This window comes from Croceicoccus esteveae, assembly GCF_031846435.1.
Classification (GTDB): Bacteria; Pseudomonadota; Alphaproteobacteria; order Sphingomonadales; family Sphingomonadaceae; genus Croceicoccus; species Croceicoccus esteveae.
This window is the reverse complement of sequence record NZ_JAVRHS010000009.1, coordinates 39,879-64,962: the sequence shown is the minus strand read 5'-3', so window position 1 is coordinate 64,962 and position 25,084 is coordinate 39,879. Positions and strand designations below refer to the sequence as shown.

Below are 25,084 nucleotides of genomic sequence, written 5' to 3'. Positions count from 1 at the left end.
CATGGAGCGGCCTTCACCGCGGTAGGGCGGGGACAAGGATGCCAATGGACCAGTTCGGCAACACGAGCAGACCTGCAAGGTGAGCCGCACGGGCGACAGGGACCTGACGGCTGACCGGGAGCAGACAGGCAAGGTGAACCGGACGGACGACGTGAACCAGGCAGGCGACGTGAACCAGGCAGGCGACGTGAACCAGGCAGGCGGCGGGGACCAGTTTGGCGAACGGGCCAGCATGACTGCGTCACCACCTTCCGGACGCCTCTCACGAAAGACCTTGTTCAGCCGCATGCTGGGCGTCGTGCTGATCCTGTGCGTTGCCGGGCTTGCGACCGTATGGCTGGCGCGCGAACGTCTAGCACGAGATCTTATCGACGATGCATTGACGGATCTTGAACTGCCCGCGCAATACGAGATCGAAAGCTTTGCAGCCGACCGGCAGGTCATTCGCGACATCGTCATTGGCGATCCCGCCCGCCCGGATCTTACCGTAAGCCGCGCTATCCTTACTGTGCGTTACACTTTCGGCGCCCCGCAAATTGCCGAACTGCGTCTGATACGGCCGCGCCTTTACGGCAAGCTTGCCGGCGACAGGATCAGCTTTGGCACATTGGACCGCATCATCTACGATAAGACCAGCGACGCACCTTCTCGCCTGCCCGATCTTGATCTCGTCATCGAGGATGGCCGAGCGTTGGTGCGCTCCCGCTATGGAGCCGTGGCAGCAAAACTGGTGGGAAGTGGAAATCTGCGCGACGGATTTGCAGGGCGGGTGGGTGTCACCGCTCCTGACCTTGCAATTGCGCCATGTACCGCTGCCGGTGTCAGCATGTACGGTGAACTATCCATACATGATGAACGACCCCGCTTTGCCGGACCAATCCGGCTTGGCTCGCTTGCTTGTGAAAACGGGATCAGTGCGCGCAACATCAATTTTGCGGCTGACGCAACAGGTGAGCAGGGCCTTGACGTCATCCGGGTTGCGGGCGGTGTCGATACCGGCCGCATCCGGATAGCTGGCAACAGCGCTGCGGCCATCGAAGGCGACCTGGCATTCAGCATTCGCGACAATGTCGTGGCTCTCGAGCTGGATCTGAGTTCCAGCAGGACGCAGATTGCCGGAATGTCTTTCAAGGCAATTACCCTGGAAGGCGCTGCACGGGCAGGCACAGGTTTTCAGAACGTCCAGTTCGACGGCAGTTTTCTTGCCAGTGAGCCGCAATTTGCAACAGGGGCAGCGGGCGCTGTGGCGAAGCTGCGTCGTCAGGTCGAAGGAACGCTCGCGGCGCCATTGCTGGACCAGATGAGCCGCGCGCTTGCCGTTCAAACGCGCAACAGCACCCTCTTCGGCAATATTCTCGTGCGACGGGATGGGTCCCGCTTTTCCATGGTCCTGCCCCGCGCCGGCTGGAGAGGCAACAGCGGTGATGAACTGCTCACGGTTTCACGTACGCAGATTGCGCTCGGCGGGGCTGAACCATCCCGGTTTGCGGCGAACTTCACCACTGGCGGTCCCGGTCTGCCAAGGATCGTTGGCCGCATGGAAAATGGTGGACAGCAGGCTTCGCTGATGACTTTGAAAATGGCGGAATATGCAGCTGGGAGCGCGAAATTGGCGGTTCCGATGCTGTCGCTGCGGCAGGGCACCAATGGTGGGATCAGCCTCAATGGGAGTGTCCTGGCCAGCGGGCGCGTGCCAGGTGGCGTGGTGGAGGGGCTGCGCCTGCCGCTTGCGGGCAGTTACGATGACAGGCGCGGCGCGTTGGCGAGGCTGCGGCTCTGGTCCGATTGTATCACGCCATCATTTCAGCGCCTTCGGATCGGCACTTTGTCTCTGGAGCGTGAGCAGATCAGGATCTGCCCGGATGACGGCCGCCCTATTCTGCTGGCAGGGGCAGGGGGGCTCTCTTTTGCCGCCGTGACACCGTCGCTGGATCTGACCGGCACGTTGGGCGGTACCCCGCTGAAACTGGTAACAGGCCCGGTGCGCTTCGACAGTTCAGGTGAGGCAAGCGCGCAGGACATTCAGTTTGCCATCGGCGCTGGAACTTCTGTCACAAGGCTTGCCATCGGCAATCTGGACGCGCGCATCGCAGGACAAGTTGAAGGGCAATTCGCCGATGCCAGCCTCTTCCTGCCGGCAGTTCCGCTGAATATCGGCCAAGGCGGTGGACGCTGGTCATGGCAGGATAACGCGCTGATCGTCGACGATGCGCAGGTCCGCATTACCGATCGGCAGCTGTCAGCGCGCTTCAATCCGGTGCTGGCCGACGCGGCAAGGCTCGCCCTGCGCGATGGGCGGATCAGTGCAATCGTGCCGCTCAAGGAGCCCGCTACGGGACGGGAGATCATGCAGGCGAACATCGTGCATGACCTCGCGACAGGTGCAGGTCGTGCCGATCTGCTGGCCGAGGCGATCCGGTTCGACAATGCTCTGCAGCCGGTTACGCTGACGCCGCTTGCCCTGGGCGTAGTGGCCAATGCCCGCGGCGTTGTTGGCGGGCAAGGGCGGATTGACTGGAACGAAAGTGGCGTATCATCGCGTGGGCAGATATCGACAGCAGGGCTGGACTTTGCTGCTGCATTTGGGCCGGTCAGGGGATTGTCAGGAACGCTGGTGTTCTCCGACCTTCTTGGCCTTGTGACGCTACCCGATCAGCGGCTGGCGGTAGCCGAGATCAATCCGGGTATCGCGGTGGAAAATGGCCGGTTGAGCCTTGCCGTGTTGCCTGGCCCGGTGCTGGCGATTGCCGGTGGCACCTGGCCGTTTCTGGGCGGCACGCTGGAAATGCGTCCCACCAGCATCGGTTTTGCCGAAGATGCACAGCGCAGCTTCGTGCTTGTGATCACAGGGATTGATGCGGCGCGTTTTCTCGAGCGGATGGAGCTTGGCAACATCACTGCGACGGGCACTTTCGATGGCGTCATTCCATTGCGCTTCGACAAGAGCGGCGGATGGGTCGAAGAAGGACTTCTCCAGGCACGCCCGCCTGGCGGAACAGTCGCCTACGTGGGCGAACTTACCTATCGCGATCTCAGCCCTATCGCCAATTTCGCCTTCGGTGCACTGAAATCGCTGGCGTACAAGGACATGCGCGTGGTGATGAACGGGGCCTTGGCCGGCGATGTGGTGACGCAGGTTCGCTTTGATGGTGTGTCCCAGGGCGAAGGCGCGCGCACAAACTTCCTGACCCGAAAGATCGCCCGCTTGCCTTTGCGCTTCGTGGTCAATGTCCGGGCGCCGTTTTACCGATTGATCGGCAGCCTGAAATCGCTCTACGATCCGTCGGCAATCCGTGATCCGCGTGAACTGGGGCTGTTGGATGCAAACACAGGCGGCGCTGATCAGGATCTTCCGTCGCTGCCCGGGCAATTCGATCCGGCGTCGGCAGTCCAGCAGTCGCCGACGTCCATTCAGCCTTTGGAAAGTGATATTAAGCTATGAGCCTAGACAGGCTGATGATCCACGACCGGCAGACAGATCGAAGGAGCGGCTGGCAAAGCGCGCGCGAAGATCGGCTTGATCCAGCTGGGTCGCGGCCAGATCCTTGGATTGTTTATGCAAGACGCGCAGCGCTGGCGCTCTCCTGCGCGACAGCAGCAATGGCGCAGGCGGGTTGCGTGACAGTCAACGCACCATCCGAGCCCATCGTTATCGAGCTCAACGTCAACATCAAGCAGGAAGTACTCTACAGACTTGTTGCAGCGGCTGAGGAAAACATTGAGGCCAATCCGGAGATTTTCTGATCATGACTTTAGCGATTCGTTCCGTGCTGATTTGCAGCCTGGCAGGGCTGATGATCGCGTCTGCACCTGCATCCGCAATGCAGCGTGAGCCAGCCTATGCTTCGGCACGCGCCACTGGCGCTGTTGGCGAGAAAATCGACGGTTATCTTGGCTTTACCGGCGCACCTGCGGCAGCCTTGCGTGCCGTCGTCGATGATATCAACATCCGGCGCAAGGCAAGCTACGCCGACAGGGCGCGGGCAGCGGGGGTCACGATTGAGGAATTTGGCTTTACGCAAGGATGTCTGCTGATTGCGCGGACAGCGCCGGGCGAAAAGTATCAATCTCCGGACGGCAGTTGGCAAACCCGCGGCTCGGGACCTGCAGTGCTCGATCCGCGCTGCCCGACCGCGCGTTAAGCAGGTCGGGCAAGTGGCTGCGGGTCCTGTGTCGCCAGGGCTCCTGCTGTCAATCTGTTGCTGCAGACGCGAAAGGCATGGTGATCCAGACGCAGGTGTGTTGACTTGACCGTACCTGTTTCCTAAAGGAGCGGCGCCCTCGACGGGCTGCCCTTCGTGCTTGCCGTGCGGCCCTTCGACAAGGAGTTTTCGGCATGAGCGAAGAGCCGTCCAGGCACGACCCTGTTGAAGAGGATGCGCGCATCGATGCGCTCGACACGCGGCTCAAGGCTGCGAAAGAGCGTGAAGAAGCACGTAACCGGACGCAGGCGCACGGGGCCGATGCGAATTACCGCATGGGCAACCGGGTGCTGGCGGAACTGCTAGGGGGACTTGTCGGTGGCGCGCTGATCGGTTGGGTAATCGACTGGTTTGCGGGCACGTCGCCTTGGGGTCTGCTGGTGATGCTGTTCATGGGAACAGTTGTGGCCTTCAGGAACATTATTCGCATGTCGAACAGGCCGCCTGACTGACCGCAGGTTTTGCGGCGGGATCGGCATGTTTGGTAAAGCCGGCCTTGCGGATGCAGGGTCATGAACAGGTTTGATCGCGGTCTTTGCAGACGGCGGTTGCAAATGACGGGAACAATCGCGTGGCAGCCGAAGCCAAGGTCGATCCGATGCATCAGTTCACGATCGAGCCGCTGTTCGGCTCGGACGCGTGGCAGGTTGCCGGGTATAATATTGCCTTTACCAACTCCGCTTTGTGGATGTTGATTTCGGCAGTGGTGCTTGGCCTGTTCGTGGCAGCGGGCATGCGTGGACAGCTGGTGCCGGGACGCTGGCAGATGGCGGTGGAAAGCTTCACCGGCTTTGTCGACGATCTGCTGGAGGCCAATATTGGTCGGGCAGGGCGTAAATACGTGCCTTACGTCTTCTCCTTGTTCATGTTCATCCTGTTTGCCAACGTTCTTGGCCTGCTTCCGCTGGGCGTGGTCGGCCTGCATGCGTTTACTTTCACCAGCCATTTTACCGTGACCGGCATTCTTGCCATCCTGTCTTTCTCGATCGTCCTGATCGTCGGCTTTGCAAAGCACGGTTTTCATTTCTTCTCGCTGTTCATTCCGCACGGCACTCCTGTGTTGATGGCGCCGTTTATTTTCGTGGTGGAACTGGTCAGCTTCATGGTGCGCCCGTTCAGCCTCGCCTTGCGGTTGTTCGTTGCAATGATGGCAGGGCATCTTCTGCTCGAGGTGTTGTCCGGCTTTGTGATCAGCAGCTCTAAAGCAGGCATCGGCACTGGCCTCCTGGTCGGCATACCCACCTTCCTGCTGATGATCGGCATTTGCGCGCTCGAACTGCTTGTTGCTGCCGTGCAGGCCTATGTTTTCGCCCTGTTGACCGCACTTTACATCAATGACGCGGAAAACCTCCACTAAGCCTGATTAACTGGTTTTTACGAAAGGAAGTATTATCATGGACGCAGAAAGCGCACGCATGATCGGAGCCGGCCTTGCCGCTATCGGAGCCGGTTTGGCATCCCTTGGCGTTGGCAATGTGTTTGCCAAGTTTCTTGAAGGTGCTTTGCGCAATCCAGGCGCGGCCGATGGTCAGCAAGGCCGTTTGTTCATCGGCTTTGCCGCTGCCGAGCTTCTCGGCCTGCTGGCGTTCGTCGTTGCGATGATCCTGGTTTTCGTTGCCTGATCCTGCTGCCCGGCTGGCCGATCTGGCGCGGCCGGGCTGCATGCCATAATGCGGACGCTGACCCATGCCTCAGATTGAACAGATTGCGTCGACTTATGCGAGCCAGATTTTCTGGCTGTTGGTGATCTTCGGACTGGTTTTCTTTGTCATTGGCAAGGGAATGATTCCCAAGGTCATGAGCACGGTGGATATGCGGGATCGGCAGATTTCGCAGGATCTCACCGCTGCCCAAGCTGCAAGAACGAAAGCCGATGAAGAAGAGGAAGTCTGGCGCAAGCGCGAGAATGACAATCGGGCGCAGGCGCAGGCCCTGATTGCAGAGGCAAAAGCAGAAGCGGCTTTGCAGGCACAAGGAGAATTGCAATCCGCGCAAGCAGGCATCGATGCCAAACTCGATCAAGCGGAAGCGCGGATCATGGCATCGCGCCAGGCTGCCGCTGCTGAAATTGACATGGTTGCTGCAGAAGCGACACAACAGATCGTAGCGCGGATAGCAGCCATTGCGGTCACTCCGCAAGATGCTCGGCAGGCAGTGAAGGAGGCGATGGTTCATGTCGGTTGAAAATATAGGCATGACGTTGTCCAACCCTGCTTCTGAAGCGGTGGACACGCGATTGGACAACGCGGCTGAACTGCAAGGCATGACTGAGCATCCGGTCGATACGCATGTAGCACCCGTTGCCTTTGGTTTTATCGGCCCGGGCGCATGGGTTTCGCTCGCCATGCTGGCGTTCATCGCGATCCTGATCTGGAAGGGCGTGCCCAAACTTGTTGCTGGCAGCCTCGACAGCCGGATAAATGCAATTCGTGAACAACTTGATGATGCACGCACCCTGCGGGCTGAGGCGGAAGCTTTGCGCGGTGAGTACGCTGCCAAGATCGCCAACGCTGAACGCGATGCAGCGGCAATGCTGGACCACGCCCGGCGCGAAGCGGGTGAAATCATGGAACGGGCGCAGGCCGACACCGCAGCGATGATCGTGCGCAGGGAGCGGATGGCGCATGAAAAAATTGCTTCAGCAGAACGCAATGCGGTTGACGCCTTGCGAGCACAAGCAGCAAAAGCTTCTGCAGCGGCCGCGGGCAACCTCATCGCCGAACGCTATGATGCCCGTGCTGATCGGGCCGGGGTTGATCATGCAATTGCAGCCATTTAGGCATCGGCTTATGCTGAATCATGAGTCCGGCGGCGGTAATCGATTAGCAGTCGGAATGGGCAGGGCCTGACCTCGGCTCGGCCCGGATCGGGACCCGCCTGATCTGCCGGGAACTAGAGCCTCTGAGTCGAACGGTTAGCGGCTCGCCTGAATACGACATTGTAAGTGGGTCTGAGTTCTTGCCCAAGAAGCACCCACACGCACTTTGCTATGAATCTTTTTTACAAGATACTTGTTTGGTTCGGTGTGCATCGGGCTATCCGGTGGATAGCGGACCAAGCTGATCCGAACTGTGGCGACAATGTCGGGTGTATGGCAGTTTGATGTTCTTTGCGCGCGTCAGCGTGGCGTTTGAAAAAAGCGGCGCGTCATTCCCAGCCATAGAACGTTGCTATTTTTTTCGCTGTTCATCGGCTTGGTCCCTGCGGGGCATTTCATCTGCCAGTTTGCGAATGGTTGAACGAAGCGGACATGTGCCTCGACCGGACCTGAAAGCTTGTCGCTGCCGCGAGGTCTGGCACTGTCAGATGATGGGCAAACGCACATCGCCGCAAGCGACTTGGGTTCTGCGTGCTCGACTTAGATGCAGCGCAGCAGCTGCACCGCCGCTTACGCTCCTGTCAAGGGCGGAAAGCATCGTTTTGCGGCACTTTGGCATAAGCTTTATGCCAGCCAAGATGCCTTCGTGAAGCCTGCAGATTGTGAGATTACATAAGCGAGCAAAAGGAGTGCTTCCAGACCGTTACGTGCGGGAACCGCACCTTGAACTCGTCAGCTGTCTCACACCAACGGCCAAACGGTTTCGCCTCTTTCGGCCTATCAGGAGAAGTTGTCCTTTGCCTTGCGCAATGCGGCAAAGGTGTCGATGGCATTCTGCTGCTTCCATTGCGTCTGCAAGGCACGATCATCAGCGCGCAGAAAAGGGTTTGCCGCGATTTCCCGTTTGAGGGTGAACGGAACAGTCGGTTCATCACGCGCGCGCAGTGCGGTGACCTCTTCAGCATAGATACGCAATTCTTCGTTGCCGGGATCGGCATGCAATGCGAATTTTGCATTATTGGCTGTATATTCGTGCGCGCAATATATGGTGGTTTGCGGCGGCAGCGCCCGCAAACGCAACAGGCTTGACCAAAACTGTGCAGGCGTGCCTTCGAACATACGGCCGCAGCCCAGCGCAAACAGTGCGTCTCCGACGAAAGCAATTTCCGCTGCCGGCAGATAGAACGCAAGATGGCCGCTCGTATGGCCACCGACATCAATGACTTCGGCTATGTTGTCACCGATCGCCAGGCGGTCGCCGCCTGTCAGCAAACGATCGACTTCTTCAATTCTGTCAATTTCTACAGCCGGCGCAGCAATCGTGCAGCCTGTTGCTGCCTTTATGTGCCCATTCCCGCCGGCATGATCGGGATGCCAATGCGTGTTCCAGATCTGCGTTATGGCCCAGCCAAGCTGCTCTGCTTCCGCAAGGTAAGCCGTCGCATCCGGTGTATCGATGCATACGCATTCGCCGCTGTCGGGATCGTGCAGCAGAAAACCATAATTGTCGATCAAACACGGAAATTGGTGGACGTGTAACATGTCTGCGCTCTTTATCTGGACTGGATTATTGCCTGCATAGCATCGGCAAAGGGCATTGCGCGCACAAAAAACCGCCCGCTGCCAGTGCAGCGGACGGTCTTTAAGTAGGCAATCAGTGGCTTATGTCAGTTCTTGCCCTTCAGAGCCTCGCCGAGAATGTCACCAAGCGATGCACCCGAGTCAGAGGAGCCATACTGCGCCACGGCTTCCTTCTCTTCGGCAAGCTGGCGTGCCTTGACCGAAAAGTTAGGCTTCTTTGTGCGATCAAAGCCGATGACCATTGCGTCCACCTTCTGACCGGTCTGGAACCGGTCCGAACGCTGCTCATCACGGTCACGTCCCAGATCCGAACGTTTCACGAAGCCTGTGGCACCATCTTCACCAACCTGAACTTCAAGCCCGCCATCGCGCACTTCAAGAACCGTTACGGTGACAACTTCGCCGCGTCGCAGTCCATCTGTAACTGCACCACCAACAGCAGGAGCACCCTTTTCAAGCTGCTTCATGCCAAGCGAAATCCGCTCCTTCTCAACATCGACATCGAGCACTACGGCTTCAACCTCTTCGCCCTTGCGGTGAAGCGCCAGCGCGTCCTCGCCCGAGATTCCCCAGGCAATATCGGACATGTGGACCATGCCATCCACATCGCCATCAAGTCCGATGAACAGACCGAATTCGGTTGCATTCTTGACTTCGCCGCTGACGGTCGAGCCAACCGGATGACGATCCGCAAAATCGCCCCAAGGGTTCGATTGCGCTTGCTTCAGGCCGAGTGAAATGCGGCGCTTTTCAGAGTCCACCTCCAGCACCATGACCTCGACCTCCTGACTGGTCGAGACGATCTTGCCAGGATGGACGTTCTTCTTGGTCCAGCTCATTTCCGAGACATGGACCAGACCTTCGATACCGGCCTCCAGTTCGACAAAGGCGCCATATTCGGTGATGTTGGTCACCGTGCCGGCAAGCTTCATGCCAACCGGATATTTAGCGCCCACGCCGTCCCAAGGATCGCTTTCCAGCTGCTTCATGCCCAGCGAGATGCGCTGTGTCTCGGCATTGATCCGGATGATCTGCACAGTGACCGTGTCGCCGATGTTGATTACTTCACCCGGATGATTGACCCGCTTGTAGCTCATGTCGGTGACATGCAGCAGCCCGTCGATACCACCAAGATCGACAAAGGCACCGTAATCGGTGATGTTCTTGACCACGCCGTCGATGACCTGACCTTCAGCCAGCTTTTCGATCAGCTCCTGGCGCTGTTCCGCGCGGGTCTCTTCAAGGACGGCGCGACGCGACACGACAATGTTGCCGCGGCGACGATCCATCTTGAGCACCTGGAACGGCTGCGGAATACCCATGAGCGGCGCAATGTCACGCACCGGACGAATGTCGACCTGCGATCCGGGCAGGAAGGCGACCGCGCCGTCAAGATCAACGGTAAAGCCACCTTTTACGCGGCCGAAGATCTCGCCTTCGACTCGCTTGCCTTCACCAAATTCGCTTTCAAGCCGGTCCCAGGCGGCTTCGCGGCGGGCACGATCACGGCTGAGCATGGCTTCGCCATCTGCATTCTCGACCCGATCGACATAAACTTCGACCTCATCGCCGACCTTCAGGCCATGCGGTTGTCCGTGAGCAGCAAATTCGGAAAGCCGCACGCGGCCTTCGCTTTTAAGGCCAACGTCGATGACGGCCTTGTCGTTTTCAATGGCGGTCACGGTGCCCATGACGACGCGGCCTTCGAAGCCACCATCGGCCTCGCTGCCAAGCGTTTCGTCGAGCATCGCGGCAAAATCATCCCGCGTCGGGTTTGGCGAAGTGGCCATGTAAGTGTGTTCCTGTCTCAGTCGCTGTTTCCGGCCGGGCGGTTTTTCCGCCGGTCTTGTGGCCGAACTGCCCGCACGGCCGATTGCCGATGCAGGCGTTCCGCGGCGCTGTTGCCGGATGCAAAGGCAGATCAGGAAAAGCGGGATTAGCGCTGCACGACAAGCTTGTGTGGCTTGCCCGGCGTCGAGCTTTTGAAGCTGTAACGCAAACTGACCAGTCTTCGGCAGCCTTTGAACGGCACCTGGAACAGGCGCGCGATTACGCGGTTTCGCGCCTCACTGCAAGCAGAACGCGCAAAATCAGCGCCATACGAGAACAGCGAGATGCGCTCATGCGTGCGTCAGGCACGCTGTCCAACAATATGGATGGCCTGCGCTAGCGCTTCTTCAGCAGTAACGTGGGTCGTATCGAGCAGCACGGCATCGGCAGCTTGTATCAAGGGCGCTTCGCTTCGATGTCGATCACGTTCATCCCGCCGGGCTACGTCTGCGGTAATGTCCGGCAAGGCTGCGTCCTCACCACGTGTGCGGCACTCATGCAACCGGCGTGCCGCGCGCGCAGCAAGGCTTGCGGTCACGAACAGCTTGATGTCGGCGTCCGGGGCAACAACCGTGCCGATATCCCGCCCGTCCAGCACCGCGCCACCTTGTTGCGCGGCAAAGATGCGCTGGCGTGCCAACAAAGCGGCGCGCACACGTTTATGGACAGAGACGCGGCTGGCCAAGGCTCCGACAGCTTCTGTACGCAGGAGCGGCTCGTTCAGCAGGCTGTCGGGAAAATTCACCGCACTTGCGGCATCAAGCGGGTTGTCGGGATCGCCTCCTGTCAGCCGGACCTGATAACCTACCGCCCGGTAAAGCAATCCTGTATCAAGATGCGGCAAGCTGAAATGTTTTGCCAATCCTCTGGCAATGGTGCCCTTGCCAGATGCTGTGGGTCCGTCGACAGCGATAATCATGATGCGGCTCTATCTTGGCTCCGCTTTCGCAACGCCTTGTACAGGCCCCAGCACGCGACGCAGGCCCAGATACCCTCCAGGACAAGTGACGGCAGATTGGGGTTGATCACCAGCGAAAAAGCCAGCATCGCCGCACCGATCAGATTGCCTCCATGAAGCAACAGCGGATCAGGATCCTTGCTGGCTGTCAGATAGGCGTAGGCAGTCACGACACACAACATCCCGGCAAAACCCACGATGGTGGCAATTTGTCCTATCGGCATTGTACATCGCCAAGCAGACGTTCAAACTGCGGGAAGCTTGTCGCAACCGGCCTCATATCATCGACTGTCACGCCAGCTTCGCTCACCAGACCAGCAATCGCCATGCTCATTGCGATGCGATGATCGAGCATGGTGGCAATGGATTGGCCTGGCAAGGTCCCCCGCAGCATGGCGCCGCCCGTTCCTTCGATCGTCAAACCATCCGCGTGCTCCTCGACCGATGCGCCGGCAAATGTAAGCGCAGCAGACATCACCGCCAGCCGATCCGATTCCTTGACGCGCAATTCCTCAAGCCCCTGCGTGACTGTCCTGCCGCTCGCGAGTGCGGCGGCGACAAACAGGATGGGAAACTCGTCAATCATGGCTGCCGTAGAGGCAGGATCGATTTCGATGCCCTTCAGCTCGGAATGGCGGACGCGCAGATCAGCGACGGGCTCTCCGCCGATAACGCGATGATCCTCTTCCTCTATGCTCCCGCCCATGGCACGCAGCACATCCAGCAAGGCCGCTCGCGTAGGGTTCATGCCGACATTAGCGATTGTCAGGTCCGAGCCGGGGACGAGCAGGGCGGCTACGACAAAGAACGCAGCCGATGAAGGGTCGCCCGGAACCTCGATATCGCAAGGATGCAGGTCTTGTGGACCCTGCATGGTGATGATGCGAGCGCCATCGTCACCAATGTCGATCGAGAGGTTTGCGCCAAACCCACGCAGCATGCGTTCGGTGTGATCACGGGTGGGGGTGGGTTCGACAACAATGGTGGAACCCGCAGTGTTTAGCGCCGCGAGCAGAATGGCGCTCTTCACTTGAGCGGAAGCGACCTGAAGGCGATAGTGGATCGGGACAGCCGGATCGGCACCGCGCATTGTCAGCGGCAGAGTGTCATCCGCATTTACGGTGAACTGCGCGCCCATGAGAGCCAGCGGCTGTATCACGCGTCCCATCGGCCGGCGCGACAGGCTTGCGTCGCCTGTAAACACAGTCTGGATGCCGTGGCTGGCAAACAGACCCATCAGGAGCCGCGTCGATGTGCCGGAATTGCCCATATCCAGGGCTGCTGCCGGCTGCAGCAGACTGCCCACGCCAACACCATCGATCCGCCAGACGCCAGGCTTCACCTGCTCGATGCTGGCGCCTGTTGCCCGCATTGCAGCAGCGGTGGCCGTGACATCTGCACTTTCAAGCAGGCCCGTGATCGTGCTGGTGCCGACCGCAAGCGACGCGAGCATGATGGCCCGGTGGCTGATCGACTTGTCGCCCGGAACAAGAATGCGGCCGTGCAGCGGTCCCGACCTGCAGAAGCGGCGTGGCTGCGTTGCTCCGGGCATGTTCATGAAAAAACTGTCATCATCGTCATGACGCGGGCTTTTGACAGGGGCTTTAGCCTATGGCAAGGCGCGCGCAGATGCAGCAGGGGTGCACGGGTTCATCCTGCATGGCTTCAGACCCATGATGGTCTTGAGCCATGCACCGCTTGAACCTGCAGCTTTTGCACGCCAGATTTTTTGCCAACACGCCGGGTTATGGTGCCCGGCCCCGCAAGACGAGGATTTTCATGGTCAATCCCGAATGGGGTGCAAAGCACTCCTGCCCGAAATGCGGCACCCGCTTCTACGATCTGGGTAAGGACGATCCGGTTAGCTGCATTGAATGCGGTAACGAATGGACGGCCGAGCCGGTGCTGAAAAGCAAGCAGCCGATGCCGTATGAAGAGGCGAAGCAGAAGGAAAAGCCTGACGACAGCGATCTTGGCGACGACGATCTCGACGTCGATGAAGATGATGATTCGCCAGACAATGATGTCGACCTTGGCGGGGATGACGATCTGGGAGTTGCTCAGGTAAAGGACGAGGACGACAGCTGATCGGTCGACATCAAGCCAGAGCGTGGAAGCGGCACGACGCCACGTTCCGGCATGATGTGGTGTGTGCTTCCAAGAGCACTGATGTGAGCCTCAGCTCGTTTGAAAGCGAGGAATATCTTCACCCGGTGCTGCTTGAGCGGGTGCAAATAAGCCTTGCATGGGGATGGTGCTCCTCATAAAGGACCGGCGTCCGGCATTATGTGTCGCGATATTCGGCATCACCTCCCAGGGGTTGCGAATGCGAGTTTGGGGCCGTAGCTCAGCTGGGAGAGCGCTACAATGGCATTGTAGAGGTCAGGGGTTCGATCCCCCTCGGCTCCACCAACTCCTTTGCATGCAGGCTCAAGGCGCTGACATGATCCTGCCAAAAGGCCTCGTCATGGCTGTCCTCGGCTGCGATATCCTGGTGAAGCGCAGGCTTGCTGTCGTGATGCGGTTTTCTTTCAGGGTATCTCCATGAAACGCTTCTGGTTGATGAAATCGGAACCCGATGCATATTCCTGGAGCGATCTGGTCCGCGACGGCGAAGGCATCTGGGACGGAGTGCGCAATTATCGCGCGCGGAACAATCTTGCTGCCATGACAGCAGGCGATAGCGCGTTCTTCTATCACTCCAACATCGGCCTTGAGATTGTCGGGGTTATGTCGATCGTCGAGGGAGGGTTGGCCGATCCTACCGATGACAGCGGCAGATGGGCGGCAGTCCGCGTAAAGCCCGATCATGCGCTGGCACATGCCGTGACCTTGAAACAGGTGAAGGCGCAGCCTCTGCTTGCCGAAATGGAGCTTGTGCGAATGTCGCGATTGTCAGTTTGCGAAGTCCGGCCAGAGGAATGGTCCCTGATCTTGCAGATGGCAGAAGCCAAACCCGCGTAGGACGCATCATGTGCAATGCCGCATTCACGCGTCAGCCGGACTGCTCCCGATTTATGGTGGCTACCCTGTTCATCCGCTGTTCTGCTTTGTAGAGCAGAAATCCCAGATAAGCCGAACCTAGACACATGAAAGCGGCCAGCAGAAGCTGGTCGACGATGGCGACGTGCATGATGGTCAATCCCACCGCAAGTAGTGATCCGATGGTCATCGCACCTGCATTCACGATGTTATTGGCCGCAATGGTGCGCGCGGTCTGTGTCTTGTCCACCACTGTCGTGAGGAATGCATAAAGCGGTACGACAAACATGCCGCCGCTGATGGCAATGCCAAGCAGGCACAGCAGCAATGGCACTGCAAAAGGCTGCGCGATGAAGGTGGTGACATCGAATAGTGCGCCTGCCGAAGGGGTCCACTCAAGACATGCGAAATGGAATGCAATCACAAACAGGCCCATGATGGTCACGGCAGCAGGAGCATATCTTGCCGACACCTGTCCTTTCAGCAGACTGTTGATGGACATCGAACCGATGGCGACGCCGATGGAGAAAATGACCAGAAACAGGCTGGCCACTTCCTTGCTCGCCGTCAGGACGTTCTTGGCCAGCGGAGGGAACTGGATGAACAGCACTGCGCCGATGGTCCAGAAGAAGCTGATCGCGATGATGGCGTAGAACACGCGGGCATCCTGCATCGTCTGGAGGATCACCGTGCGTGATGAACGCAGGAGATTGTAATCAATCGGCTCCACCGCGCCTTGTGCCGGTGCTTTGGGAACCTGGCGTCCTGCAATATAACCTGCCATGGCAAGGACGATTACGGCAAGTGCGGCCCATTCTACCGCTATCCATCCGGCAAGGATGGTGCCAGCAAGAATTGCAAGATATGTTCCTGCTTCGACCAGCCCGGTCCCTGCCAGCACCTCCTGTTCATGGAGGTGCTGAGGAAGGATGGCATATTTGATGGGGCCGAAAAAGGTCGAGTGGATCCCCATGGCAAACAGGGCCAGCAGCAGGAGCGGGATGGCGAGGCTTTCCAGCTCAACTCCCTGCCAAGCCATCAACAGACCAGCAGCGCCAATAGTCATTATGCCAATTTCGATCAGCTTGATCCAGCGGATGATCCGCGCCTTGTCACGCATGTCGGCAAGCTGCCCCGCCAATGCTGAGAACAGAAAAAAAGGAAGGATGAAGAGACCCGACGCTATAGCCGAAAACCGCGCCTCCTGTGCAGCGGAATCATACACCGAATACACAACGAACAGCACCATCGCATTCTTGTACAGATTATCGTTGAACGCCCCCAGCAACTGGGTGACAAACAACGGCAGGAAGCGGCGCCGCGCGAGAAGGTGGGTTGATGTTGTCATGATCGTAGCTTGCCGAACCCATAGAGGACGCGCCACCGCGCACAACCCTGTGCAAATTGTTTCTCAGGGAGCTGCAATGCGGCTATGCGGCGTTGCACCACCATGCTGACGTTGCCCAACCTTCTCACGCTTTCGCGTATTCTCGCGGTTCCGCTGCTGGCGGTGCTGCTGTGGTGGCCGGGCTGGGTGGCTGGCTATCTGATCGCCTTTGTCATTTACTCGCTTGCAGGTCTGACCGATTATTTTGATGGGTATCTGGCACGGGCAAGCGGCCGAGTGAGCCGGTTGGGCATCTTTCTTGATCCGATCGCCGACAAGATCATGGTTGCCGCTGTCATTCTGGTGCTGGCGGCACAAGGGGCGTTGCGCGGGCCGTTTCTAGGCGATCTGCACGTGGTAGCGGGCCTCATTATCCTTATCCGCGAGATTGCCGTGTCAGGTTTAAGGGAATTTCTCGCAGGAGTGCAGGTGTCGGTTCCTGTGTCCCGCCTGGCGAAGTGGAAGACTACACTGCAGATCATTGCTTTGGGCGCGCTGATCCTTGCTGGCGGGTTGCCGCAACAGGTGTGGATCCATTTCGTGGGGATCATCAGCCTGTGGGGTGCGGCGGTTCTTACGGTGATTACTGGTTGGGACTACCTGCGCATCGGCTTGCGCCACATGGATTGAACCTGCTGAGGTTCCAGCTGCTTTGACCGCGGCATGCGGTCTGGCCAAGCGGGACGGCGCGTGAAAAGCGGATGGAGAGACAAGTCTCGCTTCAGTTCGGTTAGAAAAGCGGCTGATGTGTTAATCATCTTGAACAGAAGCCCGTTGTGAAAAACGGGAGCCCTTCTGCAACATGATCAACAGTTCTATTCACGATGATTGGCTGAGCTTACACGCTCCTGTCTTCTTGCAGGACCATCAGCGGGGAACGTCAGACGTGAGCTCGAGGACGACTGGGCGACAGGTTTGCCCAACAGCCGAGCGACCGCAGAATATCTTTACCTTGGCTGGACGAACGACCAATCCATCGCTCTCTCCCGGTCATCGGTCCGTCCTCAGAACATTTGACACAACTCGCGGCGTAAATCAGCAGAGTGTGGACCTTGTTTGGGAGTTTACGTTTAAGGCGGCGATGTTCGCTAGTTCTGCGTCTTGCCCGTTCTCTCTGTCTGATGATGGCTGCTGTCTGGCCGAAACAGGCGTCGGCGGGTGCACATAGTTCAGGCTTTCGGAATATCGCTGGCGATCGTAGTGCTCGACACACGCTTCGATATGCTGCTCCAGATCGTTGTATGGGAACTCATTTTGCTGGCTGACGCGGTTCTCGAGAGTTTGGTGCCAGCGCAAGATCTTTCTCGGGTCTGCGGGTGGAACAGCGCGCCGCGAACGTGGCGCGGGGCGTTATGGGCCTGCCAGGCTGTTCATCAACAGCTCCTGCATCAAGGTCCACCGCACTGCCGGAGGCGCAAAAGGAGGGGCCTGACTCATGCCATCAGCATCACCAAAGGCGGGAGGAACATCAGTCTTCATGCAATCTGCGACGACAGGAGGTCGCCCCACGTCCTGCTCCTGACGCCCGGCAAAACGCATGATGCCGTGTCACCATGCTGGCGATCGATGCCGCGCCGCCGTTCAAGGTTCTGACCGCTGACAAGGGTTGTGACAGCAACGCCTTGCAAACGTGGCTCACCGAGCGAGGGACTGCACCTGTCATCCCTCAACGTCCATCCCGCACAATCCGGACGGACAGATTTATGGCCAGCGCGATCTCGCCAAGCGCATGTTCTGCCGCTTCAAGCACTGGCGCCGGGCTCTAAAAACCTTGTGTCGCTGCTTAAGGCCCTGATTATGTTAGAACGATAGCCACCCGATTTGGTGCTCTGGTATCGCTTTGATTTATGCGCCTTGACGACGGCAAAATGGCGGAAGCGGTGGGATTCGAACCCACGAACGGGTCACCCCGTCGCTAGTTTTCAAGACTAGTGCCTTCAACCGCTCGGCCACGCTTCCTTGCCTGTCGAAAGCCGCTAACCATCTGTACGGGGCCCGTCAACTGCACGGCCGTTCCATTGTGCGCGCTATGGCCGCTATTCCCAGCCATAATTTCACCTTCAGCAATTCACAGTGAAGTGCAACTGTGCCAAGGAGCAGGCATGGTAAAGCTGATGCTTCTTAGTGCGCGTCTTGTTCTCCTTGCAATCGCAGGCCTGTTGCTGCCTTCAGGAGCTGTAGCGCAGTCTCCCGGTCAGGCGGAATTTCAGAACTATCTTCAGCAGGTCGCCGCGCGAGCGCGCCAGCAGGGTGTCTCCCAGCGAGCCATTGACGAAGGCTTGGCTGGCCTGACGCTCAACCAGCGAGTGATTGAACTTGACCGTCCGCAGGCCGCAAACCCCAATTCTATCCCGCCGCCTTTCGCTCCTTACCGCCGCCAGCATGTCGATGCTGCAAGGATCAATGGTGGAATTCGCGCTTATGCAGCGAGCGCTGGGATCGTTCCGGCGGTAGAAAACGCGTTTGGAGTTCCTGGAGAGATCCTGATCGCTATCTGGGGCCATGAAACCAATTATGGAACCTACATGGGCGGCTTTGACCTGCCCCGGTCGCTTGCCACGCTTGCTTACGAAGGCCGCCGCCGCGATCTGTTCGAAACCGAGCTGATTGCAAGCCTCAAGATGATTGATGCTGGCATTGCGCGTTCGCAGCTCAAAGGAAGCTGGGCAGGCGCATTTGGCAATCCGCAGTTCTTGCCAAGTGTCTGGTTGCGCCTTGCCATAGATGGCGATGGCGACGGCCGACGGGATATCTGGAACAGCCGAGCCGACACCCTGTTTTCAATAGCAAATTACTTCCACAAGGCCGGTTGGCGCCCAGGAGAGCCCTGGGGAGTACCGGCAAGTGTGCCAACCGGTCTGGATGCAGGCAGCTGGCGCACCCAACTTGTGTCGCCGCGTTGCCCGCGCGTCTTTGCGCGACACAGCCGGTGGCAAACAGTAGCAGAGTGGAAAGCGCTTGGCGTGCGCCCTCAAGGCACGATTGCGGATGATACTCCGGCCATCCTCTTCGAGCCTGATGGGCGCGGTAACACAGCTTTTCTCCTGACTGGCAATTATCGTGTGATCCTGGATTACAACTGCTCAAATTATTACGCCTTGTCCGTTGGCCTGCTTGCAGACGCTATTCGCTGAAAAGCGATCGGGTGAGGAAAACGGCTTGTGAAGGCTTGCTGATGCAATTTTTCAAGATGTCGGGACATCTGCCCCGTCGCGTGATCATGGCTGTTGCCGCTGCGGGGCTCGTCGTGCCGATGGCACCGGTTGCGCAAAGCAGGGCTGCCGCCCCCGCGCCTCCTGCCATTGTCGAGGCCGCGCCGATTGCTCTGCTGCAAGATCTCAGTTCCGGGCAGACCTTGTTTTCACGAGAGGCTGATCGTCAGTTCATCCCGGCGTCGCTCACCAAACTGATGACGACGTATGCCGTCTTTGAACTCATCGATAAGCAGCAGGTATCGCTTCACCAGATGATTACCGTTGATGCTGAAACGGCAAAGCGCTGGAGCGGCCGTGGGTCATCCATGTACCTGCGTGCTGGTGACAAGGTTAGCGTGGATCAATTGCTGGCCGGCATCGTCACTGTTTCTGCCAATGATGGTTGCATTGCTCTGGCCAAGGGATTGGCTGGGAGCGTGGAGGGGTTTACCCGCATCATGAACGCAAACGCGCACGAACTCGGCATGCGCGACAGTCATTTCAATACACCCAACGGATGGCCGGATGAGGGGCGAACCTATACCAGCGGCAGGGATCTTGCCACCCTGGCAAAGGCGCTGATCCAGAAGCATCCGGAGAAGTACCGGCGCTATTTCAGCATGCCCGAGTTTACCTGGAATGGCAGGACACAAAAGAACCACAATCCCATTCTCAATCACGTACCAGGCGCGGATGGATTGAAAACCGGCTTCACCAACGAAGCGGGATTTGGCTTTGTCGGATCTGCGGAGCAGGAAAATCGTCGCTTGGTCATGATCATTGCCAACACCGACAGTTCGCGTGATCGCAAGGATATTGCACGAGCATTCATGACTTGGGGGTTCAACGCCTGGAAGAGCCGCTCCTTGTTGAAGGAAGGTGCAATCATGGGCGCTGCCCGCGTGCAAGGAGGCGCAACGCAGATGGTGCCGCTGATGATGGCAGAGGCCTTGGCAGTGACGGAGCCGCGCTCCGGTCCTGGAGGTGCAACCCCGCCGCCGCAACTGTCGATCCGCTATCTGGGCCCAATCGACGCACCGATCAGAAAAGGACAGATGATCGCCAGTCTTGAGGTGAAGTCGGGTGATGAGGAGGCGCGGTCTGTGCCTTTGCTTGCTGCGCACGATGTCGCTGAAGCGAATTGGTGGCAACGGCTGCGCAACGGACTTTCCGGACTTGCCGGGTGACACGAGGAAAGTTCATCGCTTTTGAAGGGGGGGAGGGGACCGGCAAATCCACCCAGCTTCACCTGCTTGCGCAAACCTTGACTGAGCGTGGTATCGATCATGTTGTCACGCGCGAGCCTGGCGGCACGAAGGATGCAGAAGCCCTTCGAGAGCTCTTGCTTGATCCTGCGAAGAGTTGGGGTGCACGCGCTGAGGCGCTTCTGTTTGCCGCTGCCAGAGCCGATCATGTCGACCGATTGATCCGGCCTGCATTGGCTCATGGTCAATGGATCCTGTGCGATCGTTATCTGGCTTCTAGCAGGGCTTATCAAGGAGCAGCGGGAGGCATTTCACAGGCAGATCTCACCATGCTGCACCAGTTCGGCAGCGAAGGACTGCTGCCCGACATGACCTTCGTCCTGCAGCTTGATCCTGATGTTGCTTTGGCTCGTGCCGCTGCACGCGATGTCGGCGGCAATGATAGAATTGGTGGCAGACACAAGATCTATCATGCACAGGTAAATGATTTTTTTCAGTCGTTCGTGCAGGCCGATGATCCTGCGGTCGCCGCCATTGCCGCGCACGGCTCCCCGCAAGATGTCCACCGGCGCATCGTCAGCATTCTTTTTCCATGAACGAGATGATTGGCCATGAAGAGGTGCGCAAGCAGTGGCAGTCCGCCATGGCCGGAACTCGGCTGCATCATGCCTGGCTGCTGACCGGCTCCAAAGGAATGGGCAAGGCGACCTTCGCGCGATCCGCAGCCGAGGAACTTGTTGCCGAACTCGGGGCGCCCATTATGCCAGCAGAAGTGCATCCCGACATCATGGTGCTAAGCCGGCAGCCGGCATCGGCAGACGACGAGAAATTGTCTGCGCAGGGAAAGCAATTTGCGACCCGACGCAACATCAATGTGGAGCAGGTCCGCGCCATGCAGCGTCGATTGGTGACGAGGCCGACGCTTGGGTCGCGCCGGGTGATAATCATTGATTCCATCGACGATCTGGAGAAATCTGCGGCAAACGCATTGCTGAAAAGCCTTGAAGAGCCACCTTCAGGCACGTTCTTTTTGCTTGTTTCGCATCGGCCAGGCGGGCTGCTGCCCACGATCCGTTCCCGCTGTCGGGTGCTGCGGTTCCCGCCGCTGGATCGTGCAGACCTGCAGCAGGTGCTGTCCGGCTTTGACTTGGATGCCGATCCTGCCATGCAGCAGGCGGCACTCATAGCGGCTGGTGGTGCGCCGGGAGCTGCCCGGGCGTTCATCGATCATGATCTGGCGTCTGCTCACACAATCCTTGCCCGGATAGCTGTGGATGGTGATCTGGATCTGGCGGCACGAGGCAAGCTGATCAAGGCATGCGGATCACGCCCTGATCGCGAGAAACTGCTGGCGCTGGTGGGTGTTGCGCAAAGCATCTGTGCAGAGCAGATGCGGTCATCGCAATGGTCGTTACAAGGTGCAGCGATCACGGCCTACCACGCATTGGGTGATCTTGCGGCGAATATCCCGTATGCAAACTTTGACGGGGGCTTGGCCGTGGTGGAGATGGGCGGGTTGCTGGCGCAATTGGCAGCCGCTAGGAAAAACCATCACGCAGCGTGACTGCCTGACGTTGGCAACAGCTGCCTGATCATAGCATAACGGAAAGACACGCCGCCGATGGCAGAGCCATATTACATTACCACTGCAATCCACTATCCCAACGGCAAGCCGCATATCGGTCATGCCTACGAAACCATCGCGGCTGACGTGATGGCGCGGTATCAGCGATTGCAGGGGCGCGATGTCCGGTTTCAGACCGGGACGGATGAGCATGGTTTGAAGATGCTTCAAAAAGCGCGGGAAATGAACATTTCCGCGCAGGAGCTCAGTGATCAGATGACCGGTCATTTCAAGGACCTGTTCGATCATCTTGATATCAGTTACGATCGCTTCATCCGCACGACGGAAGATGTCCACCATCGCGCCAGTGAGGCAATATGGCAGGCCATGATGGCCAATGGAGATTTGTACAAGGGTCGTTATGAAGGCTGGTATTCAGTAAGGGACGAAGCTTTCTACGAAGCTGCAGAACTGATCGAAGGTGAAAAGGGTGAAAAGCTTTCGCCGCATAACACCCCGGTGGAATGGACCGTGGAGGAAAGCTGGTTCTTCAAACTTTCCCGGTATCAGGAGCCATTGCTGGCTTTGTACAAGTCCGAACCTCGCTTTATCCAGCCCGAAGCGCGTCGCAACGAAGTCTTGCGGTTTGTCGAAGGCGGATTGAGAGATCTGTCGATCTCGCGCAGCAGCCTTGACTGGGGAGTGAAGGTGCCAGGAGACGAGGGGCACGTCATGTATGTGTGGGTGGACGCGCTTACCAATTATCTGACCGGCCTCGGCTTTCCGGAACAGACAGAGCACATGGCAAGATATTGGCCTGCGGCAATGCACCTGATCGGCAAGGATATCGTGCGCTTTCATGCAGTTTACTGGCCTGCTTTCCTGATGAGCGCCGGACTGGCTTTGCCAAAGCAGGTGTTCGGCCACGGGTTTTTGCTGAACCGTGGACAGAAGGAATCAAAATCGCTTGGCAATGTCACGGACCCGGTGGCCTTGGCCGAACAATTTGGCGTGGATGTGCTGCGTTATTTCCTGATGCGCGAAATCGTCTTTGGACAAGATGGCAGCTATTCCCCGGAGGCAATTGTTACCCGGGCCAATGCCGAACTCGCGAACAGCTTTGGTAATCTGGTTCAGCGCGTAACTTCATTCATTCAGAAAAACTGCGACGGTGCAGTAACAGCAGCGGCACCCCCACTGCAGAATGATCGGGACCTTGCCACAAGGGTCAGGGTGGCTGCCGGTGGTGAGCTGCCCCGATGCTTTGACAAGCTGGCGTTCTCCAATGGGATCGAGGCATGGATGCAAGCGGTATTTGCCTGCAACCAATATGTTGATGATCAAGCACCTTGGGCGCTGCGCAAGACTGACCCTGAACGGATGAAGCGGGTCTTGACCACCTTGTGCGGCTGCCTGCGCGATCTGACGATTGCCATTCAGCCGGTGATCCCGCGATCCGCTGCCGCAATCCTGGACAGCTTGTGCGTGCCGGCACATAGCCGCACCTTTGCTGCCTTGAACAGCGCACCTCTGTTGATGGAAATGGCAGAGGTATCTGACCCCAAACCAGCGTTTCCACGGCTGCAGCTGGCAGAAAATACATGACCATCATCGATTCCCACTGCCATCTGAATTATAGTAGTCTGGTAGACCGGCAGGATGCTGTTCTGGACGCCGCTCGGGCAAGAGGCGTCACAGGTTTTCTCAACATCTCGACAAAGGTTTCAGAATGGGATGACGTGATCGCCGTTGCCAATCGGCAGGCCGGCGTTTGGGCCAGCGTCGGCGTCCATCCGCATGAAGCGGACGAACATCATGATCTGGATGCTCGCAAGCTTATTGCCAAAGCGGAAGAGCCCTGCGTCATCGGCATTGGCGAAACGGGTCTTGATTTCCACTACGATCGCTCGAACCGCGACACGCAACGCAATTTGTTTCGCATGCACATCGCTGTTGCGCGGCTTCAACAGCTGCCAGTCATTATACACACGCGCAACGCAGAGCCTGAAACTCTGGCCATACTACAGGAGGAGATGAGGGAAGGGGAGTTTCCAGCGTTGATCCACTGCTTCACGGCATCGGACCAGTTTGCGCGTGAGGTGCTGGATCTGGGGCTGTTCATATCGATTTCCGGTATAGTGACGTTCAAGAACGCTCGCGACCTCCAGGCGATTGCGGCCAAAGTTCCGGAAAATCGCCTGTTGGTAGAAACAGATGCACCCTTCCTTGCGCCAACACCAAATCGCGGAAAGGTCTGCGAACCAGCCTTTGTCGCTGATACTCTGGCTTTTCTTGCCGACTTGCGCGGTGTGGATCAGGCATCCTTGGCAGAGCAGACGACGCAGAACTTCTTCACGCTGTTTCGCAAGGCAAGGCAATGAAGCTTTTTGTGCTGGGGTGCGGCACCTCGACCGGAGTACCACGGATCGGCAATGACTGGGGAGCCTGTGACCCGAAGGATGCCAGAAACCGCCGCACCCGGGTGTCGATCATCGTTGAAAGCGACGGCGGGGAACGCGTTTTGGTCGACACATCTCCCGATCTGCGTCATCAATTGCTTGCTGCGAATATCGACAGAATAGATGCGGTATGCTGGACTCATGATCATGCTGATCACTGCCATGGCATAGATGACTTACGAGCGCTGCGTTACGGAAGAGGGGGGCCAATTCCAGCATATGGCACCGAGGAAACCGTGCGCAGATTACGCCAACGGTTCGGCTATGTCTTTGCCGGACAGCATGGCTATTCAACGATTTGCAACATTGAAACCCTGGACCGGCTGAAACTGCTATGTGGAATGCGGCTTTCATGGTGTCGCATGCCGCATGGTCCAGCGCAGAGCACAGCGTACCGATTTGACGCGGCAGGCAAATCAATCGGCTACGCAACGGACTTCAGCGAAATCCGCAATGACCTTGTTGATCTTTTTACAAATCTGGACGTGCTGGTAGTTGATTGCTTGCGACGTGAGCCGCACCCGACCCATGCGCATCTGTCGATGTCGCTTGATCTTGCCGCACAAACCCAATCAAAACGCGTGATCCTGACACATCTGGACAAAAGCATGGATTACACCAGTCTGGTCGAAGAAACGCCGTCGCATGTGTATCCGGCGTATGACGGAATGGTTATTGCTCTGTGACGGCAGCAGCAATCGTCGCGCTGATTTCGATGATCGGCTGGCTTTTGCTTGCCGGGACCGAATTGAAGGGCCACCGATTAGAGCGATCAGCGCTGATCAAGTCGGCGCTTCTTTGGATTGCGCTGTTCATGGGAATGGTCGTGCTGGTGAACGCATTGCAAGCAGATGAAGCGGCCTATCAATTCATCTATTTTACATAATATATATTATCTGATTGG

25 protein-coding genes, 2 tRNA genes and 1 pseudogene are annotated in these 25,084 nt (G+C 58.0%); 20 read left to right on the top strand and 8 right to left on the bottom strand.

The genetic code is table 11. The annotated features are described in order from the left end of the window. Window positions 1-79 precede the first annotated feature (79 nt). The 8 genes from RM533_RS10775 (at window position 80) to RM533_RS10740 (ending at window position 6,981) form a co-directional block, all read left to right on the top strand. Window positions 80-3,442 carry an intermembrane phospholipid transport protein YdbH family protein gene (locus RM533_RS10775; RefSeq protein WP_311341239.1) on the top strand — a complete coding sequence of 1,121 codons (3,363 nt, stop codon included), beginning with the start codon at window positions 80-82 and terminating at the stop codon, window positions 3,440-3,442. Then, the gene (locus RM533_RS10770; protein ID WP_311341238.1) at window positions 3,439-3,744 is read left to right on the top strand and encodes a YnbE family lipoprotein; all 306 of its coding nucleotides are present in this window, start codon (window positions 3,439-3,441) and stop codon (window positions 3,742-3,744) included. Before RM533_RS10775 ends, RM533_RS10770 begins: the two co-directional genes overlap by 4 nt. A gap of 2 nt (window positions 3,745-3,746) precedes the next feature. Further along, the gene (locus tag RM533_RS10765) at window positions 3,747-4,142 is read left to right on the top strand and encodes a YdbL family probable chaperone protein (RefSeq protein WP_311341237.1); all 396 of its coding nucleotides are present in this window, start codon (window positions 3,747-3,749) and stop codon (window positions 4,140-4,142) included. A 194-nt stretch (window positions 4,143-4,336) separates the two neighbouring features. Beyond that, the gene (locus RM533_RS10760; RefSeq protein WP_311341236.1) at window positions 4,337-4,654 is read left to right on the top strand and encodes an AtpZ/AtpI family protein; all 318 of its coding nucleotides are present in this window, start codon (window positions 4,337-4,339) and stop codon (window positions 4,652-4,654) included. A gap of 119 nt (window positions 4,655-4,773) precedes the next feature. Beyond that, complete coding sequence (locus RM533_RS10755) at window positions 4,774-5,559, top strand: F0F1 ATP synthase subunit A (protein ID WP_311341235.1); 786 nt, start codon at window positions 4,774-4,776, stop codon at window positions 5,557-5,559. Window positions 5,560-5,596: 37 nt separating this feature from the next. Further along, window positions 5,597-5,824 (top strand): F0F1 ATP synthase subunit C, encoded by a 228-nt coding sequence (locus tag RM533_RS10750; protein WP_311341234.1) that lies wholly within the window; start codon window positions 5,597-5,599, stop codon window positions 5,822-5,824. A 64-nt stretch (window positions 5,825-5,888) separates the two neighbouring features. Continuing rightward, entirely contained in the window at window positions 5,889-6,386 is a 498-nt protein-coding gene (locus tag RM533_RS10745; protein WP_311341233.1) for a F0F1 ATP synthase subunit B family protein, read from the top strand. 16 nt (window positions 6,387-6,402) lie between these two features. Beyond that, entirely contained in the window at window positions 6,403-6,981 is a 579-nt protein-coding gene (locus tag RM533_RS10740) for a F0F1 ATP synthase subunit B family protein (RefSeq protein WP_432265063.1), read from the top strand. Window positions 6,982-7,800: 819 nt separating this feature from the next. Here RM533_RS10740 and gloB read toward each other — a convergent pair. The 5 genes from gloB to aroA all read right to left on the bottom strand — a co-directional run bounded on the left by gloB (window position 7,801) and on the right by aroA (window position 12,941). Continuing rightward, window positions 7,801-8,562: a hydroxyacylglutathione hydrolase gene (gene gloB / locus RM533_RS10735; protein WP_311341231.1), complete on the bottom strand. Its 762-nt coding sequence runs from the start codon at window positions 8,560-8,562 to the stop codon at window positions 7,801-7,803. A 125-nt stretch (window positions 8,563-8,687) separates the two neighbouring features. Further along, complete coding sequence (gene rpsA, locus RM533_RS10730; protein WP_311341230.1) at window positions 8,688-10,391, bottom strand: 30S ribosomal protein S1; 1,704 nt, start codon at window positions 10,389-10,391, stop codon at window positions 8,688-8,690. Between the two features lie 341 nt (window positions 10,392-10,732). Then, on the bottom strand, window positions 10,733-11,350 hold the full coding sequence (locus tag RM533_RS10725) for a (d)CMP kinase (protein ID WP_311341229.1): 618 nt from the start codon (window positions 11,348-11,350) through the stop codon (window positions 10,733-10,735). Continuing rightward, window positions 11,347-11,613 carry a CBU_0592 family membrane protein gene (locus tag RM533_RS10720; RefSeq protein ID WP_311341228.1) on the bottom strand — a complete coding sequence of 89 codons (267 nt, stop codon included), beginning with the start codon at window positions 11,611-11,613 and terminating at the stop codon, window positions 11,347-11,349. Before RM533_RS10720 ends, RM533_RS10725 begins: the two co-directional genes overlap by 4 nt. Continuing rightward, complete coding sequence (gene aroA, locus RM533_RS10715; RefSeq protein WP_432265062.1) at window positions 11,604-12,941, bottom strand: 3-phosphoshikimate 1-carboxyvinyltransferase; 1,338 nt, start codon at window positions 12,939-12,941, stop codon at window positions 11,604-11,606. Before aroA ends, RM533_RS10720 begins: the two co-directional genes overlap by 10 nt. A 227-nt stretch (window positions 12,942-13,168) precedes the next feature. Between aroA and RM533_RS10710 the strand changes: the two genes are divergently transcribed. The 3 genes from RM533_RS10710 to RM533_RS10700 all read left to right on the top strand — a co-directional run bounded on the left by RM533_RS10710 (window position 13,169) and on the right by RM533_RS10700 (window position 14,353). After that, a complete protein-coding gene (locus RM533_RS10710) occupies window positions 13,169-13,477 on the top strand; it encodes an FYDLN acid domain-containing protein (protein ID WP_311341272.1) in 309 nt (102 codons plus the stop codon). A 248-nt stretch (window positions 13,478-13,725) separates the two neighbouring features. Beyond that, window positions 13,726-13,801: transfer RNA gene (locus RM533_RS10705), tRNA-Ala, on the top strand. Between the two features lie 132 nt (window positions 13,802-13,933). Further along, window positions 13,934-14,353 carry an EVE domain-containing protein gene (locus tag RM533_RS10700; RefSeq protein ID WP_311341226.1) on the top strand — a complete coding sequence of 140 codons (420 nt, stop codon included), beginning with the start codon at window positions 13,934-13,936 and terminating at the stop codon, window positions 14,351-14,353. A gap of 31 nt (window positions 14,354-14,384) precedes the next feature. Here RM533_RS10700 and RM533_RS10695 read toward each other — a convergent pair whose 3' ends face one another. Continuing rightward, complete coding sequence (locus RM533_RS10695; RefSeq protein WP_311341225.1) at window positions 14,385-15,719, bottom strand: MFS transporter; 1,335 nt, start codon at window positions 15,717-15,719, stop codon at window positions 14,385-14,387. A gap of 102 nt (window positions 15,720-15,821) precedes the next feature. On the opposite strand from RM533_RS10695, the gene pgsA reads away from it, so the two are divergent. Next, window positions 15,822-16,388 carry a CDP-diacylglycerol--glycerol-3-phosphate 3-phosphatidyltransferase gene (pgsA, locus tag RM533_RS10690; protein WP_311341224.1) on the top strand — a complete coding sequence of 189 codons (567 nt, stop codon included), beginning with the start codon at window positions 15,822-15,824 and terminating at the stop codon, window positions 16,386-16,388. Between the two features lie 433 nt (window positions 16,389-16,821). Here the strand turns inward: pgsA and RM533_RS10685 are convergent. Both RM533_RS10685 and RM533_RS10680 read right to left on the bottom strand, forming a co-directional pair. After that, a pseudogene (locus tag RM533_RS10685) lies at window positions 16,822-17,098 on the bottom strand (IS3 family transposase); the annotation flags it as partial. A 529-nt stretch (window positions 17,099-17,627) separates the two neighbouring features. Then, window positions 17,628-17,717, bottom strand: a tRNA-Ser gene (locus RM533_RS10680). Window positions 17,718-17,860: 143 nt separating this feature from the next. Between RM533_RS10680 and RM533_RS10675 the strand changes: the two genes are divergently transcribed. From RM533_RS10675 to RM533_RS10640, 8 genes are read left to right on the top strand one after another with little or no spacing between them, the layout of a single operon-like run. Then, window positions 17,861-18,892 (top strand): lytic murein transglycosylase, encoded by a 1,032-nt coding sequence (locus tag RM533_RS10675; RefSeq protein ID WP_311341223.1) that lies wholly within the window; start codon window positions 17,861-17,863, stop codon window positions 18,890-18,892. Between the two features lie 41 nt (window positions 18,893-18,933). Continuing rightward, window positions 18,934-20,139: a D-alanyl-D-alanine carboxypeptidase family protein gene (locus RM533_RS10670; RefSeq protein WP_311341222.1), complete on the top strand. Its 1,206-nt coding sequence runs from the start codon at window positions 18,934-18,936 to the stop codon at window positions 20,137-20,139. Beyond that, window positions 20,136-20,753 (top strand): dTMP kinase, encoded by a 618-nt coding sequence (tmk, locus tag RM533_RS10665; protein ID WP_311341221.1) that lies wholly within the window; start codon window positions 20,136-20,138, stop codon window positions 20,751-20,753. The genes RM533_RS10670 and tmk overlap by 4 nt, the downstream gene beginning before the upstream one ends. Further along, complete coding sequence (locus tag RM533_RS10660; RefSeq protein ID WP_311341220.1) at window positions 20,750-21,721, top strand: AAA family ATPase; 972 nt, start codon at window positions 20,750-20,752, stop codon at window positions 21,719-21,721. Before tmk ends, RM533_RS10660 begins: the two co-directional genes overlap by 4 nt. Window positions 21,722-21,778: 57 nt before the next feature. After that, window positions 21,779-23,326: a methionine--tRNA ligase gene (metG, locus tag RM533_RS10655; protein WP_311341219.1), complete on the top strand. Its 1,548-nt coding sequence runs from the start codon at window positions 21,779-21,781 to the stop codon at window positions 23,324-23,326. Further along, window positions 23,323-24,102: a TatD family hydrolase gene (locus RM533_RS10650; RefSeq protein ID WP_311341218.1), complete on the top strand. Its 780-nt coding sequence runs from the start codon at window positions 23,323-23,325 to the stop codon at window positions 24,100-24,102. Before metG ends, RM533_RS10650 begins: the two co-directional genes overlap by 4 nt. After that, window positions 24,099-24,866, top strand: coding sequence for an MBL fold metallo-hydrolase (locus RM533_RS10645; protein ID WP_311341217.1), 768 nt, complete (start codon window positions 24,099-24,101; stop codon window positions 24,864-24,866). Before RM533_RS10650 ends, RM533_RS10645 begins: the two co-directional genes overlap by 4 nt. After that, window positions 24,863-25,066, top strand: coding sequence for a hypothetical protein (locus tag RM533_RS10640; RefSeq protein ID WP_311341216.1), 204 nt, complete (start codon window positions 24,863-24,865; stop codon window positions 25,064-25,066). Before RM533_RS10645 ends, RM533_RS10640 begins: the two co-directional genes overlap by 4 nt. Window positions 25,067-25,084: the final 18 nt, after the last annotated feature.

Excerpts from the sequence above, each read along its gene's own strand:
- RM533_RS10770 (WP_311341238.1), top strand. The coding sequence starts at position 3,439 with ATGAGCCTAGACAGGCTGATGATCCACGACCGGCAGACAGATCGAAGG.
- RM533_RS10765 (WP_311341237.1), top strand. The coding sequence starts at position 3,747 with ATGACTTTAGCGATTCGTTCCGTGCTGATTTGCAGCCTGGCAGGGCTG.
- RM533_RS10760 (WP_311341236.1), top strand. The coding sequence starts at position 4,337 with ATGAGCGAAGAGCCGTCCAGGCACGACCCTGTTGAAGAGGATGCGCGC.
- RM533_RS10750 (WP_311341234.1), top strand. The coding sequence starts at position 5,597 with ATGGACGCAGAAAGCGCACGCATGATCGGAGCCGGCCTTGCCGCTATC.
- RM533_RS10745 (WP_311341233.1), top strand. The coding sequence starts at position 5,889 with ATGCCTCAGATTGAACAGATTGCGTCGACTTATGCGAGCCAGATTTTC.
- gloB (WP_311341231.1), bottom strand. The coding sequence starts at position 8,562 with ATGTTACACGTCCACCAATTTCCGTGTTTGATCGACAATTATGGTTTT.
- rpsA (WP_311341230.1), bottom strand. The coding sequence starts at position 10,391 with ATGGCCACTTCGCCAAACCCGACGCGGGATGATTTTGCCGCGATGCTC.
- RM533_RS10725 (WP_311341229.1), bottom strand. The coding sequence starts at position 11,350 with ATGATTATCGCTGTCGACGGACCCACAGCATCTGGCAAGGGCACCATT.
- RM533_RS10720 (WP_311341228.1), bottom strand. The coding sequence starts at position 11,613 with ATGCCGATAGGACAAATTGCCACCATCGTGGGTTTTGCCGGGATGTTG.
- aroA (WP_432265062.1), bottom strand. The coding sequence starts at position 12,941 with ATGCCCGGAGCAACGCAGCCACGCCGCTTCTGCAGGTCGGGACCGCTG.
- RM533_RS10710 (WP_311341272.1), top strand. The coding sequence starts at position 13,169 with ATGGTCAATCCCGAATGGGGTGCAAAGCACTCCTGCCCGAAATGCGGC.
- RM533_RS10700 (WP_311341226.1), top strand. The coding sequence starts at position 13,934 with ATGAAACGCTTCTGGTTGATGAAATCGGAACCCGATGCATATTCCTGG.
- RM533_RS10695 (WP_311341225.1), bottom strand. The coding sequence starts at position 15,719 with ATGACAACATCAACCCACCTTCTCGCGCGGCGCCGCTTCCTGCCGTTG.
- pgsA (WP_311341224.1), top strand. The coding sequence starts at position 15,822 with ATGCTGACGTTGCCCAACCTTCTCACGCTTTCGCGTATTCTCGCGGTT.
- RM533_RS10675 (WP_311341223.1), top strand. The coding sequence starts at position 17,861 with ATGGTAAAGCTGATGCTTCTTAGTGCGCGTCTTGTTCTCCTTGCAATC.
- RM533_RS10670 (WP_311341222.1), top strand. The coding sequence starts at position 18,934 with ATGCAATTTTTCAAGATGTCGGGACATCTGCCCCGTCGCGTGATCATG.
- RM533_RS10660 (WP_311341220.1), top strand. The coding sequence starts at position 20,750 with ATGAACGAGATGATTGGCCATGAAGAGGTGCGCAAGCAGTGGCAGTCC.
- metG (WP_311341219.1), top strand. The coding sequence starts at position 21,779 with ATGGCAGAGCCATATTACATTACCACTGCAATCCACTATCCCAACGGC.
- RM533_RS10650 (WP_311341218.1), top strand. The coding sequence starts at position 23,323 with ATGACCATCATCGATTCCCACTGCCATCTGAATTATAGTAGTCTGGTA.
- RM533_RS10645 (WP_311341217.1), top strand. The coding sequence starts at position 24,099 with ATGAAGCTTTTTGTGCTGGGGTGCGGCACCTCGACCGGAGTACCACGG.